22 protein-coding genes are annotated in these 18,766 nt (G+C 67.9%); 6 read left to right on the top strand and 16 right to left on the bottom strand.

From position 1 onward, the window contains the following. The coding region (locus tag JHC81_RS09720) for a class II fructose-bisphosphate aldolase (RefSeq protein WP_292173885.1) at positions 1-317 on the top strand (317 nt) is incomplete at its 5' end. Here the strand turns inward: JHC81_RS09720 and JHC81_RS09715 are convergent. The 4 genes from JHC81_RS09715 to JHC81_RS09700 form a co-directional block, all read right to left on the bottom strand. Then, complete coding sequence (locus JHC81_RS09715; RefSeq protein ID WP_292173881.1) at positions 314-1,615, bottom strand: acyl-CoA thioesterase/bile acid-CoA:amino acid N-acyltransferase family protein; 1,302 nt, start codon at positions 1,613-1,615, stop codon at positions 314-316. The genes JHC81_RS09720 and JHC81_RS09715 overlap by 4 nt on opposite strands. Positions 1,616-1,662: 47 nt before the next feature. Further along, a complete protein-coding gene (locus JHC81_RS09710) occupies positions 1,663-1,920 on the bottom strand; it encodes a helix-turn-helix transcriptional regulator (protein WP_292173879.1) in 258 nt (85 codons plus the stop codon). Then, positions 1,913-2,524 (bottom strand): hypothetical protein, encoded by a 612-nt coding sequence (locus JHC81_RS09705; RefSeq protein ID WP_292173876.1) that lies wholly within the window; start codon positions 2,522-2,524, stop codon positions 1,913-1,915. Before JHC81_RS09705 ends, JHC81_RS09710 begins: the two co-directional genes overlap by 8 nt. A gap of 97 nt (positions 2,525-2,621) precedes the next feature. Beyond that, positions 2,622-3,266 (bottom strand): DUF2799 domain-containing protein, encoded by a 645-nt coding sequence (locus tag JHC81_RS09700; RefSeq protein ID WP_292173874.1) that lies wholly within the window; start codon positions 3,264-3,266, stop codon positions 2,622-2,624. Between the two features lie 130 nt (positions 3,267-3,396). On the opposite strand from JHC81_RS09700, the gene JHC81_RS09695 reads away from it, so the two are divergent. The 3 genes from JHC81_RS09695 (at position 3,397) to rpoH (ending at position 5,840) form a co-directional block, all read left to right on the top strand. Next, positions 3,397-4,425: an RluA family pseudouridine synthase gene (locus tag JHC81_RS09695; protein WP_292173871.1), complete on the top strand. Its 1,029-nt coding sequence runs from the start codon at positions 3,397-3,399 to the stop codon at positions 4,423-4,425. Between the two features lie 11 nt (positions 4,426-4,436). Then, complete coding sequence (locus JHC81_RS09690; RefSeq protein WP_292173869.1) at positions 4,437-4,745, top strand: GNAT family N-acetyltransferase; 309 nt, start codon at positions 4,437-4,439, stop codon at positions 4,743-4,745. Between the two features lie 207 nt (positions 4,746-4,952). After that, a complete protein-coding gene (gene rpoH / locus JHC81_RS09685) occupies positions 4,953-5,840 on the top strand; it encodes an RNA polymerase sigma factor RpoH (protein WP_292173866.1) in 888 nt (295 codons plus the stop codon). Positions 5,841-5,882: 42 nt separating this feature from the next. On the opposite strand, the gene JHC81_RS09680 is transcribed toward rpoH, so the two are convergent. The 8 genes from JHC81_RS09680 to JHC81_RS09645 all read right to left on the bottom strand — a co-directional run bounded on the left by JHC81_RS09680 (position 5,883) and on the right by JHC81_RS09645 (position 15,892). Next, positions 5,883-6,689 carry a response regulator gene (locus tag JHC81_RS09680; RefSeq protein ID WP_292173863.1) on the bottom strand — a complete coding sequence of 269 codons (807 nt, stop codon included), beginning with the start codon at positions 6,687-6,689 and terminating at the stop codon, positions 5,883-5,885. Between the two features lie 60 nt (positions 6,690-6,749). Next, on the bottom strand, positions 6,750-8,045 hold the full coding sequence (locus JHC81_RS09675) for an adenylosuccinate synthase (protein ID WP_292173861.1): 1,296 nt from the start codon (positions 8,043-8,045) through the stop codon (positions 6,750-6,752). An 82-nt stretch (positions 8,046-8,127) separates the two neighbouring features. Next, positions 8,128-9,279 carry a phosphoserine transaminase gene (locus JHC81_RS09670; RefSeq protein WP_292173858.1) on the bottom strand — a complete coding sequence of 384 codons (1,152 nt, stop codon included), beginning with the start codon at positions 9,277-9,279 and terminating at the stop codon, positions 8,128-8,130. After that, complete coding sequence (locus tag JHC81_RS09665) at positions 9,279-10,202, bottom strand: DnaJ C-terminal domain-containing protein (RefSeq protein WP_292173855.1); 924 nt, start codon at positions 10,200-10,202, stop codon at positions 9,279-9,281. Before JHC81_RS09665 ends, JHC81_RS09670 begins: the two co-directional genes overlap by 1 nt. 80 nt (positions 10,203-10,282) lie before the next feature. Next, the gene (locus tag JHC81_RS09660; RefSeq protein ID WP_292173853.1) at positions 10,283-14,068 is read right to left on the bottom strand and encodes a glycoside hydrolase/phage tail family protein; all 3,786 of its coding nucleotides are present in this window, start codon (positions 14,066-14,068) and stop codon (positions 10,283-10,285) included. Then, entirely contained in the window at positions 14,069-14,515 is a 447-nt protein-coding gene (locus tag JHC81_RS09655) for an NlpC/P60 family protein (protein ID WP_292173852.1), read from the bottom strand. 83 nt (positions 14,516-14,598) lie between these two features. Continuing rightward, on the bottom strand, positions 14,599-15,252 hold the full coding sequence (locus JHC81_RS09650; protein ID WP_292173850.1) for a DUF2163 domain-containing protein: 654 nt from the start codon (positions 15,250-15,252) through the stop codon (positions 14,599-14,601). Positions 15,253-15,262: 10 nt separating this feature from the next. After that, complete coding sequence (locus JHC81_RS09645) at positions 15,263-15,892, bottom strand: DUF2460 domain-containing protein (RefSeq protein ID WP_292173847.1); 630 nt, start codon at positions 15,890-15,892, stop codon at positions 15,263-15,265. A gap of 84 nt (positions 15,893-15,976) precedes the next feature. On the opposite strand from JHC81_RS09645, the gene JHC81_RS09640 reads away from it, so the two are divergent. Together JHC81_RS09640 and JHC81_RS09635 are read left to right on the top strand one after the other, a co-directional pair. Then, positions 15,977-16,648, top strand: coding sequence for a DUF805 domain-containing protein (locus JHC81_RS09640; protein WP_292173844.1), 672 nt, complete (start codon positions 15,977-15,979; stop codon positions 16,646-16,648). 22 nt (positions 16,649-16,670) lie between these two features. Beyond that, positions 16,671-17,390, top strand: coding sequence for a DUF805 domain-containing protein (locus tag JHC81_RS09635; RefSeq protein ID WP_292173841.1), 720 nt, complete (start codon positions 16,671-16,673; stop codon positions 17,388-17,390). A gap of 12 nt (positions 17,391-17,402) precedes the next feature. On the opposite strand, the gene JHC81_RS09630 is transcribed toward JHC81_RS09635, so the two are convergent. The 4 genes from JHC81_RS09630 to JHC81_RS09615 form a co-directional block, all read right to left on the bottom strand. Then, the gene (locus tag JHC81_RS09630) at positions 17,403-17,933 is read right to left on the bottom strand and encodes a phage tail tape measure protein (protein WP_292173838.1); all 531 of its coding nucleotides are present in this window, start codon (positions 17,931-17,933) and stop codon (positions 17,403-17,405) included. 79 nt (positions 17,934-18,012) lie between these two features. Further along, positions 18,013-18,165 (bottom strand): phage tail assembly chaperone, encoded by a 153-nt coding sequence (locus tag JHC81_RS09625; protein WP_292173834.1) that lies wholly within the window; start codon positions 18,163-18,165, stop codon positions 18,013-18,015. An 83-nt stretch (positions 18,166-18,248) separates the two neighbouring features. Continuing rightward, entirely contained in the window at positions 18,249-18,545 is a 297-nt protein-coding gene (locus JHC81_RS09620; protein WP_292173828.1) for a GTA-gp10 family protein, read from the bottom strand. After that, on the bottom strand, positions 18,542-18,766 hold a 225-nt coding region (locus tag JHC81_RS09615), incomplete at its 5' end, for a phage major tail protein, TP901-1 family (protein ID WP_292173826.1). The genes JHC81_RS09620 and JHC81_RS09615, both read right to left, overlap by 4 nt.

The raw sequence follows: 18,766 nt of genomic DNA, 5'->3' as shown, positions 1-18,766 counted from the left end.
GCGTGCCGGTCGAGGAAATCCAGCGCGGCATCAAGCACGGCGTGCGCAAGATCAACATCGACACCGACAACCGCATGGCCATGACCGGCGCGATCCGTAAGATCCTGGCCGAAAAGCCGGGCGAGTTCGATCCCCGCGCCTATCTAAAGCCCGCCAAGGAGGCGATGCGCAAACTCTGCCAAGAGCGCTTCGTCCAGTTCGGCTGCGAGGGCCAGGCGTCGAAAATCCGCCCCCTGTCCACCGCCCAGATGGCCCAGCGCTATGCCAGGGGCGAGCTGAACCCGCATTTCGGCGCGGCCAAGTCGAAAGCGGCCTAGTTCTCCGGGCGGAGCGTACGCTCGAGAAACGCGACGATGCGCGGCCAGGCGTCGGCCTGGGCCCGCGCATTGGCTTGTGCAGACCCGCCGCCTCGACCGACACCGACCACGGTCGGTGTCCAGCCGTCTCCACCGACGTCGTGACCGGCGTCGGGATAGACCAGCAACGTCGTCTCAAGTCTCGCGGCCTCGCGTGTGGCCCCGATGTTCCGCGCCATGCGGCCAGAGCGCCATTCGCGGTCCGCGTCGCCCGCCACCAGCATGACCGGCCCAGGGAAGGCTTCGACAGGGATACGGGCCGCCGCTTCACGCTCCGGGTGCGCCGCCCGCCCGTCCTCGTGGATCTTGAGCAGATCGGCGCTGGGGCCCGCCAGCAACCCCTCGACGAAGCCGACATAGGGCATGAACGGCAGCGGCTGGCCCTCGAACGAAAAGGATGACCGCGTTCCTTCCGCTTCGACCATTTCCAGTCCCCAGCCCTCCCAGACCAGGTCCGACGGTGCCAGTGCAACGACCGAGGTGATCCACGGATACCGGCTGGCGGCGATCAGGGCGAACTCCGCTCCCTTTGATCCGCCGAACAGGGCGATGCGACCCGAATCCACGTAGGGCCTTGTCCGCAGCCAGTCCCTCAGTTCCGCAATCTGATCGATGCGGATATCGATAAAGCTGCCCGGCAGTTCTGGGATTGCCTTGAGCGGCCCATATTCGCCCCAGTCCGGCGAATAGTAGGGCAAACCGACGACCGCATAGCCCAGCGACGCCAGCTTCGGCCCATACCGGCGGCTGGCCTCCACGCCCCCATCGGCTCCGTGCAGCACGACGATCACCGGCCGCGGCTCGCCTCCCGGCAGGCGATACAGGGTCGCCGAAGGGAAACCCGGGATGTCCTCGGCCTCTACGGTTGCCAAGGCTCCGATCAGGCGCGTCATGCCGGTGGCCACGACCCTGTCGCCCGCCAACGCCGACAGCCGGACCTCACCCGTGCGCCAGTCCCCGGGCAATGGCTTGTCGCTCGGCGTCATCGACCAGAACAGGCCCGCCGCATCCGCCTCGGCATAGTCCCCGCTGGATGGTGCCGCCCGTTCCAGATCGACCACGCCCGCGCTGTCAGCTAGGTAGGTCGCGCGGGACGCGTAGACTTGCGCCGGGCGACCGAAACGCCGTTCGGCCGTGATCGTGACAGTCGTATTCGGCTGCAGCCCTTCCAGCCGTACGCTCACCGGCTGTCCTTGCAGGACCTCGCCCTCCGGCGTGATCCGGAACGTCTGGGCCAGGGCGTCTGCGGGCATCGCCATCAAGATCAAGGCCACAACCGCGCCAGCAGCCCGTTGATAAGGCAGTATCATCGTGTCTTCCCTTCGAGGGATGGTGCGCCATCGCCAGCGGGCGGCGTTCGCCAGAAAAAGACGTCATCCACCGGGCGCTTGAACACGAGCGCCAGCCGCATGGCGAGTTCCAGCGACGGCGCATAGCGCCCGGCCTCCAGCGAAATGATGGTCTGCCGGGTGACCCCCGCTGCCTTTGCCAGAGAATCCTGGGTCATCTCGCCGTGGTCGAACCGCAGGCGACGCAAGTTGTTGCCGATCAACAGCTCAGCCATCGATCCGCTCCGGCCGCGCTGCGTTCCAGTATCCGATGAGCTGGGCCAGGCATCCCGCCAGAACGCCGATCAGAATGACGACCACCAGCAGATTGCCGATTACGAACGGCGTCAACGTCTCCGTCACGCCAATCGGCGCGAACCCGAGCGTCGACAATAGAATGATCAGCAGACCGATGAGGGTCCGAAACCCCGCATGCGCCCCTCGCGACGCCATCTCCTTGTCGCGTTCGTCACGCTGCATCGACCGTGGTCGCATCAGAAGCCAGCCGATCGCGGCCGCCAGGATGAGGGTCCAGTTGTCGGTGGCCAGGGTATTGCCCTGTCCTACATGGAGATCGAGGCCCGTAGCCAACGAGGCCATCAGGTGACTGGCCAGAACTGCCATGCTCACCATCGTGTGCCAGGCCAGCCGCTCATAAGGCCCGGGCTCGTCGCCTGCATCGTTTCGTCTGCGATCCCAATATCGGCGGATCAATGCTGCGGACACGATCAGCACGCCTGCACCGATCCAGCCGGGCGCAACGGGCCAGGACGCCCAGGTCCAGGCCAACAGACCGCCGAAGCCAAGGCTCGCGGCAAGAACAGCCAAAATTCGGATCAAAGGTTCGCTCCACCAGACACAATGTAATGTCTAGCGTACATTATGTCCTGTCAAGCATATGTCACTGGCATCGGATTTGCCGGGCAGAGGAGCGTCGCTACCAGCCGCCGTATCGGCTCCCGATCGAGAACCGCAGCCGGTCTGCCTCGTCGCGGGCATAACGCAGGGCATCCTCGGCTTCTCGTGCGCGCCGTCGCGCATCGCGGATCTCGCCACGCACCTCGTCGATCCGCTCGCGAATTTTCTGGCGCTGTTCGTCGGTCAGGCCCTCCTGATCCAGTTCCCGGCGTTTGGCCTCCAGCTTGTCCTCGCGGTCGTCGATACGTGCGACCGCCGAACTCAGATCGGTCTCGGCCGACGACACCGCCTGTTCGACCGCATAGACCCGCCGCCCGTCTTCGAACGCGGGGATGAACTCTTCTTCGGCGAAGGCCGGGCAAACCCCCGCATAGCTACGCCCCAGCCGCCCGGCCTGAAAGCCGCCGCTGGGCGTGCAATAGCTGCGCAGACCATCCTCGCGCGCGGACATGTAGACGTCCGTCTCCGGCACCACGCCGTACTTCGCACACGCCTCGGCGTGGTCAGCGAGCCGCGTCTGCGCCAGCCCCTCCAGCCCGTCCTTGTATCCACGCTCGCCCCAGGCTCCGGCCAAGCACTGGTCCTCGCTCATAGTCGCGCAACTGCCCAGAGCCAGCGCCGCCGCACCGGTCATCGCGCCCAGAACCATCGTTCTGATCAACATCGTCATCTCCAAGCCCCCACCCGGTTGAACAATAATGCCGCACAGCTTGGCCGTATCCAAGAGCGTCATTGGCCCCGTCAGACCGCGTCATGCTAAGATACTGCGACGCCTGCGGGCGATGGAGCCCTGCGTGTCCGACAAACCCCCTCTGTCCGACGATCTTCTGGACGACGCCGAACCGGATGCCGCGTCACAGCCTGTGCTCGAAGCCCGGATCGACCTGAAGGGCGTGCGTTTGGACAAAGCTCTGGCCGTCACCTTCCCCACCCTGTCCCGCGCCCGGCTCCAGGCCCTGCTGGCCGAGGGGGCCGTGACCTGCGACGGCCAGCTCGTGTCCAACGGCTCGGCCAAGGCCCTGCCTGGCCTCTACGCCGTCACCCCGCCCCCGATTGTCTCCGCCACGCCCCTGCCCCAGGCCATCCCGCTGACCGTACTCTTCGAGGACGCCGACCTGATAGTGATCGACAAGCCTGCGGGCATGGCGGCGCATCCCGCCCCCGGCACCCCGGACGGCACACTGGTCAATGCGCTGCTGGCTCATTGCGGCGACAGCCTGTCAGGCATCGGCGGTGTCGCCCGGCCCGGTATCGTCCACCGTCTGGACAAGGACACCTCCGGCGTCATGGTCGCCGCCAAGACCGACCGCGCCCACGCCGGCCTGTCCGCCCTGTTCGCCAGCCACGACATCGAGCGGACCTACATCGCCCTGACTCGCGGGGCCCCCACCCCCTCGAAGGGCCGGATCGAAACCCTGATCGGCCGCTCATCCGGCGACCGCAAGAAGATGGCCGTGCTGAAGTCCGCCGGGCGCATCGCCATCACCGACTACGTCGTCCAGCAGACCTATGGCCAACCCACAAAGCCCGGCGGAGCCCCCATGGCCGCCCGCGTCGCCTGCACCCTGCACACCGGCCGCACCCATCAGATCCGCGTCCACATGGCCTCGAAGGGCTCACCCATCCTGGGTGACGCCATCTATGGCTCCGGCAGTCCCGCCACCGCCGTCCGCGCCGCCATCGCCGCCGCAGGCCTGACCCGCCAGGCCCTGCACGCCGCCGTCCTTGGCTTTGTGCATCCCGTCACGGGCCAGACCCTGCGTTTCGAAACCGATCCTCCAGCGGATATGCTGGCGCTGGAGGCCCTGCTCGCCGAACTCTGAAAGGATAGCCGATGACCGAAGCCGACATCCGCGATAACCCGGACGCCAAACGCTACGAACTGCCAATCGGTGATCAGATCGCCGTGGTGACCTACAACCTGTCCGAACCCAATTTGATGATCACCGAGACCCTGGTGCCTCAGGCTCTGGAGGGTCAGGGAATCGCCAGCCGCCTGGCCCGCCACGTCATCGACGACGCCCGCGCGCGGGGCCTGCTGATCCTGCCGGTCTGCCCCTTCTTCAGCGCATATTTCCAGAAACATCCTGACGACGCGGATGTCGTTCACCCGACCTATCGCCAGATTCTGGGCCTTCAATAGTCCGTCTTGATAAAGGACGGACATCCTGCTATACACAGCCTCGTTCGATGCCGTGGCATCGGGGCAACGGTCACGCTTTCGTGTGACGATCCGCCACTGACAAATGCGGAAACCCGACACTACTTCATCGGTTGAGGGGTGAGGCGACGGTGCACATTGGGTGGCCGCCTCCGAAGAGCCCGCTCGTTTCACGGTCGGAGGGACCATATGGCTGTCGCCAGATCACTAACGGTAATGTCGCCCGAGCAGGGGCTGTCACGCTATCTCACTGAAATCCGCAAGTTTCCGATGCTGGCCAAGGACGAGGAGTTTATGCTGGCCAAGCGCTGGGAAGAGCATCAGGACCCTGAGGCCGCCCACCGTCTCGTCACTTCGCACCTGCGCCTCGTGGCCAAGATCGCCATGGGGTATCGCGGCTACGGCCTGCCGATCGGCGAGGTGATCTCCGAGGGCAATGTCGGCCTGATGCAGGCGGTAAAGAAATTCGATCCGGACAAGGGCTTCCGCCTGGCAACCTACGCCATGTGGTGGATTCGCGCCTCGATCCAGGAATACATCCTGCGCAGCTGGTCGCTCGTGAAGATGGGCACCACGGCGGCGCAGAAGAAGCTGTTCTTCAACCTGCGCAAGGCCAAGAGCCAGATCTCGGCCTTCGAGGAAGGCGACCTGCATCCCGAACACCTGGCGGCCATCGCCACCAAGCTGGGCGTGTCGGAAGAAGAGGTCACCAATATGAACCGTCGCCTCGGCGGCGACTCCTCGCTGAACGCCCCGATCCGTTCGGACGGCGAAAGCGAGTGGCAGGACTGGCTGGCCGACGACACGGCGGTCTCTCAGGAGACGGCCCTGGCCGAAAGCGAAGAAAAATCTCTGCGCATGGGCCTGTTGCAGGAAGCCATGCAGGAACTGACGGACCGCGAGAAACATATTCTCACGGAACGCCGCCTCAAGGACGATCCGGTCACGCTCGAAGAACTGGCAGGCCAGTACGGCGTCTCGCGCGAGCGCGTGCGCCAGATCGAGGTCCGGGCCTTTGAGAAACTGCAGAAGGCCATGCGTGCCGCAGCGGAAGACCGCAATCTGGTCGACGCCTGATCGTCATCATGCGGCGGACAAATCGGAAGGCCGGCTGATCCGTCAGCCGGCCTTTCTGCTGGGCTCCAGATGCACCAACGCCAACAGCCCGCCGATCGGGGCCGCCAGCGTCGCCTTGGTCGGCGGGCCTGACGCCAGACTGACTTCTAGCGCTCCGACGGCCAGCTGCAGCGATTGATCGGCGGTCTTCATCGCCACCTCTTTCAGCGTCACCGCCTGCTGCTTCACGGCGCGCGTGGCCTGCATCGGATCGCTGTCGAACTGGTTCAGGGCCGCGGCCAGGATGCGCATCGCCTGATCCTTGGCCTCGGCCAGTGCCGCGGGCCCTCGTGCTGCGGTATCGCTCTTCCGCTTGCCCGGCCCCTTGTATTCGCCTGAGTTGAAGCGCCTGCGGTCCGGCCCGATATAGGCGATACCCTCGACCCAACCGCGCGGCTTGACCGCGACATTCTCGATCCGCTTGTACAGATCAGCACTGGCAAAGGGTTTGCGCAGGAACTCGTGCACCCCGGCGTCGCGCGCCCCGATGATGGTCTGCGCCGTCGCCTCGCCTGTGATCATGATGATCGGCGACTGACGGCACGCCATGTGCGAACGCCGGATGGCCTTGGTCAGCGCCTCGCCATTCAGGCCGTCGCCGCTGCGCTCGGTAAAGATCAGGCCCGGTTCCAGAGCCTCGGCCATCCGCATGGCCGCGTCATTCTCGCCCTCGACCACGACCTCGCGCGCGCCCAGGCCCTTCATGATGTCCATCAGCATGCGGGCCGCGTGACCGTTCGGATCGACGATCAGCACCCGCCTGATGACGGGCTCAAGCTTGGCCAGAAATCGACGATCGACATCGAACACGAACAGTTTCTCCAACGCGGACGCATAGCCTAGCCCACGCCGGTTAAGACCCGTTGAACATCACCCCTGGAACGGATCCCGCATCATGATGGTGTCGTCTCGCTCCGGACTGGTCGACAGCAGAGCCACCGGCGCGCCGATCAACTCCTCAATCCGACGCACATATTTGATCGCATTGGCGTTCAGGTCCTTGAAGCTCCGCGCGCCCGCCGTGGTGTCGCTCCAGCCTTCCAGCTCCTCGAACACCGGCTCGGCCGCGGCCTGGGCCTTCAGGCTCGAGGGCAGATAGTCCAGCACCTCGCCATCGATCCGGTAACCGACGCAGATCTTCAGCGTCTCCAGCCCGTCCAGCACGTCCAGCTTGGTCAGGGCGATCCCGTCGATCCCGTTGATCGCCACCGACTGACGCACCAGCACCGCATCGAACCAGCCACACCGCCGGGCCCGGCCTGTGTTGACCCCGACTTCGCGCCCCACGGTCGCCAGATGCTCGCCCACCGCGTCATTCAGTTCACAGGCGAACGGTCCCTCGCCGACGCGCGTCGTATAGGCCTTCACGATCCCCAGCACATAGCCGACGCCGCGTGGCCCGATGCCCGATCCGGCCGCCGCCTGCCCCGCCACCGTGTTTGAGGAGGTGACATAGGGATAGGTGCCGTGATCCACGTCCAGAAACGCGCCCTGCGCCCCCTCGAACAGCACCCGCTGGCCGTCGCGCTTGGCCTGATCCAGCACCCGCCACGCCGGCTTCACGAACGGGAGAATCTTCGGCGCGATTTCCAGCAACTGGCTCAGCAGCGCCTCCGGGTCGATCGGCTCCAGCCCCAGACCCGCCCGCAGGGGATCGTGGTGCGAGCGCAACCGCTCGATCTTGACCTTCAGATCGTCCTCATTGGCCAGGTCGCACACGCGGATGGCCCGGCGTCCCACCTTGTCCTCATAGGCCGGGCCGATGCCCCTTCCCGTCGTGCCGATCTTGGCCCCCGGCGCGCTCGCCGCCGCCTCGCGCGCGACGTCAAGCGCCGGATGGATCGGCAGGATCAGGCACGCATTGTCTGCAATCGTCAGGATATCCGGGCTGATCGCCACGCCCTGCGCCACGATCTTGTCGATCTCCCCGACCAGATGCCAGGGATCCACGACCACGCCATTGCCGATGATCGAAGGCTTGCCCTGCACCACGCCGGAGGGCAGCAGCGCCAGCTTGTAGACCTTGCCGTCCACGACCAGCGTATGGCCCGCATTGTGACCGCCCTGAAACCGCACGACCATATCGGCGCGGTTGGACAGCCAGTCCACGATCTTGCCCTTGCCCTCGTCGCCCCACTGGGCCCCGACCACTGCGACATTTGCCAAGATAGTTCTCCGCCGACCGACAACCCGGAACGCGGGCGCAGCCTATAGCGGGGGAATCGGGGGATGTCCTCCCGTGCGCAGATTATTCCGCCAGCGCCGTCTCGAATGCCCAGTCCAGCCAGGGCGTCAGCGCCTCGACATCGGCCGTCTCGACCGTGCAGCCGCACCATATCCGCAGGCCCGCCGGCGCATTGCGATGGCTTTCGACGTCGAAGGCCGCGCCCTCGGCCTCCAGCAGCGCCTTGATCTTCAGCACCAGCGCATGCCGCGCCGACGCATCCATCGCCGCGACCCGTTCGTCCACGATCTTCAGGCACACCGACGTCGTCGATCGCGTCGCCGGATCCTCAGCCAAGTAATCGACCCAGGCCGTCCGCTGCACCCACGCGTCCAGCGCCGCCGCATTCGCCTCGGTCCGCGCCATCAGCGTCTCCAGACCACCGATCGACAGGCCCCACTCCACCGCATCAATCCAGTCTTCCAGCGTCCAGACGGAAAAGGTGTTGATCATCGACCCTGACGCCAGCGCCCGGTCGAAGCCTTTGTCATTGCGCAACCTCAGCACCTTCGGTACCGCCCGCGGCGGTGCATAGCGGTCCAGCCGCTCCACTGCCCGCGGCGACATCGCCGCCACGCCCAGGCCGGCCTCACCGCCCAGCGCCTTCTGGAAACTGAAGGTCACGACATCCAGCTTTGTCCACGGCAGAGCCATCGCAAACGCGGCGGACGTCGCATCACAGATCACCAGACCTTCGCGGTCGTCTGCGATCCAGTCCGCATTGGGGGCCTTCACGCCCGCCGTCGTCCCGTTCCACGGAAAGACCAGATCCTTGGCCGGATCGATGCCCGACACATCCGGCCACCGCCCCCACGGGGCCTCGATCACCTCGGGCTCCAGCTTCAGGTGATCGCGGATGTCGGTGGCCCAGACCTGACCAAAATTCTCGAACGCCAGCACCTGCACCGGCCGCTCGCCCAGCATGGACCACAGCGCCGCCTCGACCGCGCCCGTGTCCGATCCGGGCAGATAGACCAGCACCCAGTCGTCCGGCACCTGCAGCAGGTCGCGCGTCAGCGTCAGCCCGTACGCAAACCGCGCCACCACCTCTGGCGCGCGGATGCCCCGCCCCAGAAGTTCGTGGTTCAGCGCCTGGCTGGACCAGCCCGGCCGTTTGGCCGTCGGCCCTGCCGAAAACCACGGCCGATCGGGTTTCACATTCGGCTTGTTCGGCATCATTCGCGCCACGGCTTGTAGGGGCCTTTGTCCCGCATCCCCTGCGCCAGGTTGGTCAGGGCGGGGTCCTCTGTCTCGGGCAGCATGATCATCAGCTTGGCCAGCAGATCACCGCGCTTGCCGTCCGCAAACGCGCCCCGCCCTTTCAGACGCAGCACCTTGCCCGAGTTCGAACCCTTGGGAATGGTCATGCTGACCGTGCCTTCCGGCGTCCGCACAGGGATCTTGCCGCCCAGCACTGCGTCATACAGCGTCACCGGCAGGTCCATGGTCAGATCCGCGCCCTCGCGCGTGAACACCGGATGCCGCGCGATCTTCAGCTCGATCAGGGCATCGCCCGCGACACCGCCGCGCCCGGCAGCGCCTTGACCCTTCAGCCGGATCGTCTGGCCGTCCGACGCGCCCTTGGGGATGGCCACGTCCAGCGTACGTCCGTCCGAGAACTGAATACGCCGCGTATTGCCGCTGATCGCGTCTTCCAGGCTGATCTCCAGCGTCGCCCGCACGTCCTGGCCCTTGGGCGCATAGCCGCTGCCGGCTCCGCCCCGGCCTCGACCGGCCCCGCCGCCGAACATGCCGCCGAAGATTTCGTCCAGATCGATATTCTCGAACCCGGCCTGCGCCCCGCCGCCCTGTCCGAAGGGATTGCCGCCGCCGCGTCCGCCCGCTCCGCCAAAGCCTCCGCCCCGGAACTGCTCCCGGCCGTCGGCATCGATCTCGCCCCGGTCGTACTTGGCGCGCTTTTCGGCATCGCCGACCAGGTCGAAGGCGGCCGTGATCCGCTTGAACCGCTCGTCGGCCGCCGTATTGCCGGGGTTCTTGTCGGGGTGCAGTTCCTTGGCCAGCTTGCGGAACGCCTTCTTGATCTCGTCGGCGCTCGCCGTCCGGGAAACACCCAGTTCCTTGTAGGGATCACCCGCCACGCGCTCACTGCTCCATCAGATCGACCGTCCCCTGTCAGTTAGGCCATTCCTGTTGCAGCGCAAAGGGATGGACGCGGAATCTAGCTCAACCCCGCCCGCGCCTCTTCGCCCCAGCCATACCCCTCGCCCCATTGCGCAACGGCCAGCGTGGCGTCCGCGCCGATCCCGCCGGGAAAGTCCGTGGCCAGATCGCCCGCAGCATAGGTCCAGCCCTCGCCTTCCACGACCGCCTCGCGCCGCACGGCCTCGCCCGCCCGCACCCGGACCCGGAACCGCAGCGGATCGGCTCCCGCTGCCTCTCCGTCCCAGCGGTCCCCATCGATCCGCGAGCGAGCGCGCCAGCTAACCTTTCGTCCGCCGGCGTCCGGCACCACCGCCAGATGTACCGGCCTCCACGGCCGCTCATGCAGCCCGGTCAGCGTCTGCGTCACCTCGCTCACACCTATACCACCCGCCGGTCCCCCCAGCGGTCCGGCCCGCCAGATCAGCGGCGATCCCCGCTCTCCACGCGAACACGCCACCCGCACCAGCGCATCGTCCAGCACGACGCAGATCGCACCCGCCGGCGCCCCCGCCTGCATCGCACTCTCGGTCCCCTGCTGTCCGCGCAACAACCCGGTCAGCCGCCACACGCCATCCCCCTCCGGCGTCGCCGCGCGATACTGCATGATCTCCCATCCCGCCGCCGTTTCGACCGCCAGGGCATTGCCCCCCGCCAAGACCGCGCCATCGGACCGGCTCTCTGGGTCTCGCCCCTCCAGACGGACGACCACATCATTCACCGTGTCCCAGCGCCACGGCTGCCCCGGTGCCAGAGCCTCGACCAGCACGCCCACCGTCGCCGACGACCGCGCCTCGCCCCGCGCCGTCAGCGCATCGGCGCTTACCCCCGCAAACACCTGCATCGCCTGCCACGGGTCCGCCGCCACAACGGCGAGCGCCCGTCCGTCGTCCTCTGACCCCGGTAGAGGCGGCAGTTCAAGCACCCTCAGGAACGGAGCCCCCACCGTGGACCCCGGCTCGCCCGGCCCCGGCGTCTCATCGTCCTCGCCCGCCGCTACATCGACGACAGGCTCCAGCACCACCGACGGCGTCTCGTCCTGATTAAGCCGCACGACGCGCCAGACCCCCGCCCGCCCCTCGACCTCGACCCGGTCACCCGGTTCCAGCATCATCATCTCCACCGGCCCCAGCGCCACCGTCAGCGACCGCCCGTCCGCGCCCGCCAGCACCCACTCCGCCGCTGCCCGCGCCGTCGTCGCCGTGCACACCGCCGGCAGGTCCAGATCGACACCGTCGGCCTCGCCACCGGACCGCACGACCACCGCCCCGGTCTTATAGTCCGCATTGCCGTCGATGAAGCGCACCCGCGCCGCGCTCGGCCGGGCTTCCAGCCGCCTGTCCGCCCGCACGCTGCCGCCTTCATCCGGCAGGGCCATCGCCGCTTCCGCCAGCATCAGATCGACCGCGCCCTCGCCCAGCACCGCGACCTTCCCGCCCCGCTCCGCCGCGGTCAGACCCAGCCCCGCCAGCAGCGGCTCCAGCGCATCGCGCGTCCGCATCGGCCGGTCGATCACATAGCCCTGCACCTCGCCCGCGACCTGTCCAATCTCGAAATCACCCTCATCCAGACCGCCTCGTTTCAGGATCGCCGCAACCAAATCTCGCGTCTCGCCCGACAGCCGTCCGTTCAGCCAGTGCCCCGTCCGCCAGGCCCCAGCATCGGCCCACACATCATCCCGCCCCGGAAACGCCGGATAGGGCCGCGCATCCCAGCACCAGGCATCCGCCCCCTCGACCATCCGCCCGGCATACAGCGTCGCCGCCGGATTATTCTGAGGCTCCCCATAGTGCGCCAGCACCGCCTCCAGCGCCCGTCGCTGCATTCGGTCGTCCCGCGCCCCGGTCGATCCCGGCGGCAGGGCCGTCTCCGAACTCTTGGGGTCCTGAAACAGGTTCGGCGCATTCGCCCCGCGATCCACCGCCGCACAGCCGAACTCCGTCAGCCGGATCGGCTTCATCCCCGGCACCCAGGCCGTCGGCGTCGCACTGCGCACCCCGCCCGGCCGATCATGGTGCGCGTTCGACCACCAGCCCTTCAGGTCCTTGGGCCGAAACACCCAGTCCTCGCCGTGCGCCGTGTCGATGATCGGGGTCCGCTCCTGCGCCGCGCGATCCGCGTCCGAGGCATAGTACCAGTCGAACCCCTCCCCGCCCGCCACCTGCGCCGCCAGATAGTCGGCGTCGTCCGGACCGCCCCAGGTCGCCGCATCCACCCCGCCGTCGCCTTCGCGCCAGTCGCCCAGCGGCGGATACCAGTCGATGCCGACGTAATCGATGTTGGCATCGGCCCACAGCGGATCGAGATGAAACCGCACCTCTCCACCCTTCTGCCGCCCGAAATACTCCGACCAGTCCGCCGCATAGCTGATCGCCACATCCGGCCCGACCACCGCCCGGCACTCTGCCGCCAGCGTCTTGAACTGCGCCACCGCCGGAAACCCGCCGCCCGCATCCCGCGTCCAGGTCAGCCCGCGCATCTCCGAGCCGATCAGCAGCCCGTCGGCTCCCGTCTCCGCAGCCAGCGCCGCGTAATGCAGCGCCATCCGCCGCAGGCCCCAGCCGTCCGCCGTCCCAAACACCGCCGCCACATCCGCCGCCGCATTGGCTCCGTCGCGTCCGCTCACCCGCCCCCGCCACGGATACCCTTCGCAGTCCATGAAGACGAAGGGATACAGCGTCACCGCCATCCCCCGCGCCTTCAGCGCCGCCACCGCCTGCCGCACGCTCTCGTCCGACGGCGTCCCGCCATAGGCAGGACTGTCGTCTCCTCCCCCTTCTGGGGGAGGGGGACCGCCCCCGCCTTCGGGGGTGGTGGAGGCAGGGGCGCTCGAAATCAGATGCGCACTCCCCCGACCCAGCCCCGCCACCGACCAATCCAGCGGCACCGTCGTCTTGTCCCGCCGCTCTACCCCCGGCTTCACGACACAGTGGCTGGCGCGCACATCCGTCCCGAACCACCCCACCACCAGGCTGACCCGCTTCAGGTTCGGCACCTGCGCCATCAGCTGATCGATCGACACCAGCAGGTCCGCCCGCCCCTCGCCATTATGCAGGTTCTCCGGCGTCGATCGCGTCAGGCCGTCGCGCCGCATCACCACATCGGTCGCCAGCACGAACTCACCGGCCCCGGGGATCAGGCACACCCCCTCCAGCCGATCTTCCAGCCGGGGCTCGGACCCCCGCGCCCGCCGAAACACCTCGAAGCTCAGCTGCGGCACCCGATTGCCGAACGGCCCCAGCGCCAGATCCTCGAACACCACATAGGCACAGCCGCGATAGGCAGGCGCTTCTCCTCCCCCACCGGGGGAGGGGGACCGCGAAGCGGTGGAGGGGGCCTGCCGCATCTCCACCGCCTCGATCAGCGGGTCCGGCACCTGCTCCGCCCCACCGCGATGCACCCGCATCGTCACGCCCGACATATCCATCGGCTGGCCGTCGGCCCAGACGCGTCCGACCCCGTCGATCTCGCCTTCGCACAGCGCCACCGCAAAGCTCAGCGCATAGTCGTATTCCACCGTGCGCGGGCCGCCCTTGCTCGCCGACCGGGTCGTGCGCCCCTCCTGGAACCGCGCGGCCCAGATCACCTGACCCGTTACCCGCGCCCGCCCGAAGACGCAGGCCATTGGCGCGCCCTCCGCCGTCCCCTGCACCCTCAGGGTCTCCAGTCTCGGCCCCCTCTGCCGCGCCGGCTCCAGGCTGGCGATCGCCCGCTGGTCGATGGCCCGCCCCAGGGTCGAGCCGATAAAGGCCCCGATCGGTCCTCCGACCGACTGCCCCACACTGGTCAGGATCACCTGCGCCATTCAGCCCGCTCCGTGATTGTCATATGCCGCCTGCGGCCAGGTGAACGCCGCCGCCAGCCGCTCGCGCCACCAGCGCCCCATCCAGCTCTCGACCACCGCCCGCCCCCAATAGGCATGGATGAACTTCGGCTCGGCCCCGTCTACGGCACTCAGAATCCCGCAGTGTTTCACCGCACACCCCGGTGCCATCCGGAACAGCAGCACATCGCCCGGCCTGGCCCGCGCGACCGGTATCTCCACCAACCATCGCCGCGCCGCCGTCAGCAAGGTCTCCTCGCCCCCGACCTCGGCCCAGTCCGCCCGGTACGACGGCACCGCTTCTGGCTCGCGGCCGATCACCTCGCGCCAGACCCCCCGCACCAGCCCCAGACAGTCCGCCCCGATCCCCTTCACGCTCGCCTGATGCCGATACGGCGTCCCCAGCCAGGCGCGGGCGGCCCGTACCATCTGTTCTCCCTCCCTCTCGAGGGAGGGTGGTCGCGCAGCGACCGGGTGGGAGGGACTCGGCAACACATCCATCACCCTGCCCCTCACCGACGGCTCCCCCCGTCGTTGCGCCCACCCTCGACCGGCACCGCCGTCAGAAAGTCGTCGCCCGGCACATCCGGAAAGCCCTGAAAGTTCACCCCATTGCCGAACACGCCCACACAGGTCGCAAACTGCTTGTCGCAGGCCCGCCCCGGAAACGATGCCGTGTCCACCCGGCACCGCCCGTCCCCCAGCACAGCATCGCACTCGCGCCCATAGGTCCGCCCCACCACCCGCTCCAGCGCTGCCATCGGCCCGGCCAGCTCGGCGACAAAACTCCCCCCCTCCCGTCGGATCGACGCCAGCGTCCCGGCCCACAACCGCACCCGCAGCTCTGGCCGGGCCCAGTCCACACGCCACAGCTCGACCGCCGCAACGTCGAACAGGCCCGCCTCGACATCCGCATCGCTGATCGTGTCGTCATCCAGCCCGCCCGCCACCGACGCCGCGCCTGCACCCAGCCCGACCTCGCTCTGCGCCACCCCGGCGGTCCAGCCGCTGGCCGCCCGGCACACCACGCCCTCGACCTCCAGATCGCGGTCATGATCCGTGAACCCCAGCCTGACGCCATCCGCCCGCGTCAGCAGCCAGGCATGACAAAGCCCCGCCGCCCCGCTCTCGATGCGGTCGGCCATCTCGATTGGTATGTGTCTCATGGACCCGCCCTCAGACCCGCACTTCGATCAGCGGCACCGCCGTCATCCGCCCGGCGTCGAAACTCTCCAGCGTGACCTCGATCCGGTCCGCATCGAACCGCACCGGCACGTCGAACTCGTACCCGGCCGTCACCACCGCCCCTATCGGTGGCGCAACCGCCAGCGTCACCTCACCCGTCGCCGAATCGACCGCGAACCCGCCGGCATCCAGCTCCGCTCCCGCCACCGCCACCCGCACCGTCCCCGCCACCGGCTTGCGCACGCGCCGCTCCAGCGCGTCCTCACCTTCGCCATATCGCTTGACCAGGTCGAACCGCGTCCGCCCCCCGTCCCCGGTCCCGAGCACCTGATCGGCGGCCGACACCACCGCCCCCGGCGCGCATGACTTGAAGTCCGCGAAATCCCGGAACCGGAACCCGTACAGCCGCCCCCGCCGCGCCTCGAAAAACTCCGTCAGCGCCGCCATGTCGTCCAGTGACCTCAGGTTCGCCCCGATCAGATACCGCCTGCGCCCCTGCGCCCACGGCGTCGACCGCCGCTCATAACCGGACGCCAGCGTCACGATCTCGGTGCGCCGCTCCACCCCGCCCGTCGACCCGAAGGCCAGCCGTGCAGGCAACCTCACCTCATGAAAACTCATAGAATTATCCTGTCTGTGGTTGTCGCCTGCGCGCGTTTCCGCCAAAGCTGTGGCGACAGACCGTGGGTCGGCCGGGGGGCATCTGTGCGGGGCGAAATTCTTCAGTTCGACGAGGCCTCGGGCGAGGGCCTGATCAGCGGCGACGACGGCCAACGCTATCGCCTGTCCTTCCGCGACCTGATCCGTCCGGCCCGCCTGTTCGCAGGCCAGTCGGTCGACTTCCTGCCCCGCGATGGCATCGCCACCGATGTGGTCGTTCTCCAGACGTCGCCCTCGTCGTCCGCCTTCGCTTCACCGCGCACCAGCCGCCAGGGACCGGCGGACCTCAGCCCGTGGGGCTATTTCACCAAATGCCTGCGCCTCTATGTCGATGGCAACGGCAGGGCACGCCGCTCGGAATACTGGTGGTTCACCCTCTTCTACTGGATATTCCTGCTGATCCCTCTGGTCCCCGCTGCTGTCCTTCTGGGCATAGGCGAGGACACCTACAATGACGCTCTGATCGCCTTCGGAGGTCTGTTCACCATCCTGACCGGCATTGTCTGGCTGGGTCTCTTCCTGCCCAATGTCTGCGTCATGATCCGCCGCTTCCACGATGTCGGCCTGACCGGCTGGCTCGTCCTGCTGGGTGTCATTCCCTACATCGGCGGCCTGATCACCTTCATCATCACCCTGTTGCCGTCCCAGAATTACCGGAACGTCCACGGGCCTGTCCCCGGCGGCCACAGCCGCGAAACCGCCGAAGTCTTCGGCTGACTTTATCACAAAGGACCACACCATGCGCGGCGAAGTCATCAGCGTTGACAGCTTCTCGGGCGACGGCCTGATCACCGGCGAAGACGGCGGTCGCTACACCTTCGCCGCCTCCAGCACGCGCGCCGCGCTGCGCATTGGCGACAAGGTCGATTTCGTCGGCACCGACGGCGTCGCCACCGACATCATCGCCTTGTCCAGCCAGCCCTCGGCGGCCGCCGCCGGTGGCCTTGGCTACGCCCAGCCGCGCAGCGGCACCGGGGCCTATGACTTTGCCTGGGCCATGTTCCAGTTCGAGGGTCGCCTGCGCCGCTCCCACTTCTGGATCAGCTGGGGCATCCTGTTCGCCGCTGGCTTCGTGCTAGGACTGATCCCGATCATCGGCAGCATCATCGGCATCGCCCTTATCTATCCGCAGATCGCAGTGCAGGTGAAACGCCTGCACGACATGGGCCGCACCGGCTGGTGGGTCATTGCACCCTTCGTCGCAAACCTTGCCTTGATGGTTGTCTTCTTCATCACGATGTTCGGCAACTTCGCCATGAACGCTCAGGCGCTCGAGAACGAAGACCCTGCCGCCATGATGGCCGTGTTCGGCTCCATGGGCGGCATCGTCCTGTTGTTCCTGGTCATCAACCTGGGCTGGCTGCTCTGGATCGGCATCGTCGACAGCCAGCCGGGCCGCAACAAATACGGCCCCAACCCCAAGAACCCGGTCGACGACACCGCCAACACCTTCGCCTGATCCATTCTTGCGTTAGAGCCGTCGCGCGCCCAGCGCGACGGCCCTGGCCAGCATCTGGGCGATCTGGGCCTCGGATCTCAACAGCCCCTGCGCCCCGCCGTCCACCCGCATGTTGACGGTGACTCCCGCGCCGCCCACCGCCTCGATCGTCCCCGCGCCCGCAGGTCGAAACACCTCCGGCCCGCGCTCCCCGACCAGATAGGCCCCGCCGCCCAGCACCGTGCCGCCATCTGCCCGCGCGCCGCCGAACACCGCCCCGACCGCCTGGGCGATCGCCTCGCCCAGTCCGCCGCCGCGTCCACCGCCCGCCGCGGCATTCACCGCCGCCAGCACCAATCTTGCCAGTTCGGCCAAGGTGATCTCCCCGTCCGCCGCTGCTCGCGCCAAGGACCGTGTCAGACTGTCCCCCGCCCGCCCGAAGGCGTCTTCGATCGAGGCCGCCGCCCGCTCCGCCGGCTCCCTCAACGCCTCCAGCGCCGCCTGCGCCTCCGCCGCCTTGCGCGGCACGGCATCCAGGCCATTGGGTTCGAATGTATCGGTCATGGTCTCATCCTTCTCCCTCCCCCTCGGGGGAGGGTGGTCGCGCAGCGACCGGGTGGGGAGGGCTAAGGCAACCCCGCCGCTAGTCCGGCCACCGCTCCGCCATCTGTTCCAACACCCCGCGCCCCATCGGCGACACCGCCTCCGGCCGCGCCGTCAGCATCCGCCATTCCCTCAGCGACAACTGCCAGAACGCTTGCGGCCCCACGCCGAACCCCGCCGCCATCCGCATCATCTCCGGCCAGGGCGTCTGCTCCTCCCCCCTCGGGGGAGGGGGACCATCCGAAGGATGGTGGAGGGGGCTGCCAGCCATCGCACTCATGCCACCGCCGCAAACGCCCGCGCCACGGCCTCCGCCGCCTCGCGCGGATCGACCGCCGCATCCGCCAGCCCTTGCGCCAACTCCCGCTCGCCCCCGCCGCGCAGCAACGCCGCCAGCACCACCAGCAGATCCCCCGCCGACAGCGCCCGCATCCGCTCGGCCAGCGCCGCCAGCCCGCTCACCTGCAGGCCCGTCTCGATCTCCGCCAGCGCCCCCAGCGTCAGGCACAGCCTGCGCGCCTCGCCCGCCAGCACCACCGACACCTCGCCGCGCACACCATTCACCCCGCTCACAGGCTGGAGAACCCGATCTCGCCCGCGCTGGCCAGGCTGATCGCGAACGTCGCCTCGCCCTCGTGCTCGCCCGCATATTCCAGCGCAGAGACCAGGAACGGCCCCTCCAGCTGGCCGAAGTCCGGCACGATCAGCCGCCACCTCTTCGCCTCCTGCGCAAAGAAGGCCTCGCGGATCAGGGCGTCGGACGCCGCATCACGGAATATCCCCTGCCCCGCCAC

The sequence above is a fragment of the Brevundimonas sp. genome, assembly GCF_016463295.1.
Lineage (GTDB): Bacteria > Pseudomonadota > Alphaproteobacteria > Caulobacterales > Caulobacteraceae > Brevundimonas.
Note: the sequence above shows the minus strand (reverse complement) of the source record. Positions and strands in the feature narration are given on the sequence as shown.

Coding starts and splice junctions, on each gene's coding strand:
- JHC81_RS09715 (WP_292173881.1), bottom strand. CDS start 1,615: ATGGCGATGCCCGCAGACGCCCTGGCCCAGACGTTCCGGATCACGCCG.
- JHC81_RS09710 (WP_292173879.1), bottom strand. CDS start 1,920: ATGGCTGAGCTGTTGATCGGCAACAACTTGCGTCGCCTGCGGTTCGAC.
- JHC81_RS09700 (WP_292173874.1), bottom strand. CDS start 3,266: ATGTTGATCAGAACGATGGTTCTGGGCGCGATGACCGGTGCGGCGGCG.
- JHC81_RS09690 (WP_292173869.1), top strand. CDS start 4,437: ATGACCGAAGCCGACATCCGCGATAACCCGGACGCCAAACGCTACGAA.
- rpoH (WP_292173866.1), top strand. CDS start 4,953: ATGGCTGTCGCCAGATCACTAACGGTAATGTCGCCCGAGCAGGGGCTG.
- JHC81_RS09670 (WP_292173858.1), bottom strand. CDS start 9,279: ATGCCGAACAAGCCGAATGTGAAACCCGATCGGCCGTGGTTTTCGGCA.
- JHC81_RS09660 (WP_292173853.1), bottom strand. CDS start 14,068: ATGGCGCAGGTGATCCTGACCAGTGTGGGGCAGTCGGTCGGAGGACCG.
- JHC81_RS09655 (WP_292173852.1), bottom strand. CDS start 14,515: ATGGTACGGGCCGCCCGCGCCTGGCTGGGGACGCCGTATCGGCATCAG.
- JHC81_RS09650 (WP_292173850.1), bottom strand. CDS start 15,252: ATGAGACACATACCAATCGAGATGGCCGACCGCATCGAGAGCGGGGCG.
- JHC81_RS09645 (WP_292173847.1), bottom strand. CDS start 15,892: ATGAGTTTTCATGAGGTGAGGTTGCCTGCACGGCTGGCCTTCGGGTCG.
- JHC81_RS09635 (WP_292173841.1), top strand. CDS start 16,671: ATGCGCGGCGAAGTCATCAGCGTTGACAGCTTCTCGGGCGACGGCCTG.
- JHC81_RS09630 (WP_292173838.1), bottom strand. CDS start 17,933: ATGACCGATACATTCGAACCCAATGGCCTGGATGCCGTGCCGCGCAAG.
- JHC81_RS09625 (WP_292173834.1), bottom strand. CDS start 18,165: ATGATGCGGATGGCGGCGGGGTTCGGCGTGGGGCCGCAAGCGTTCTGG.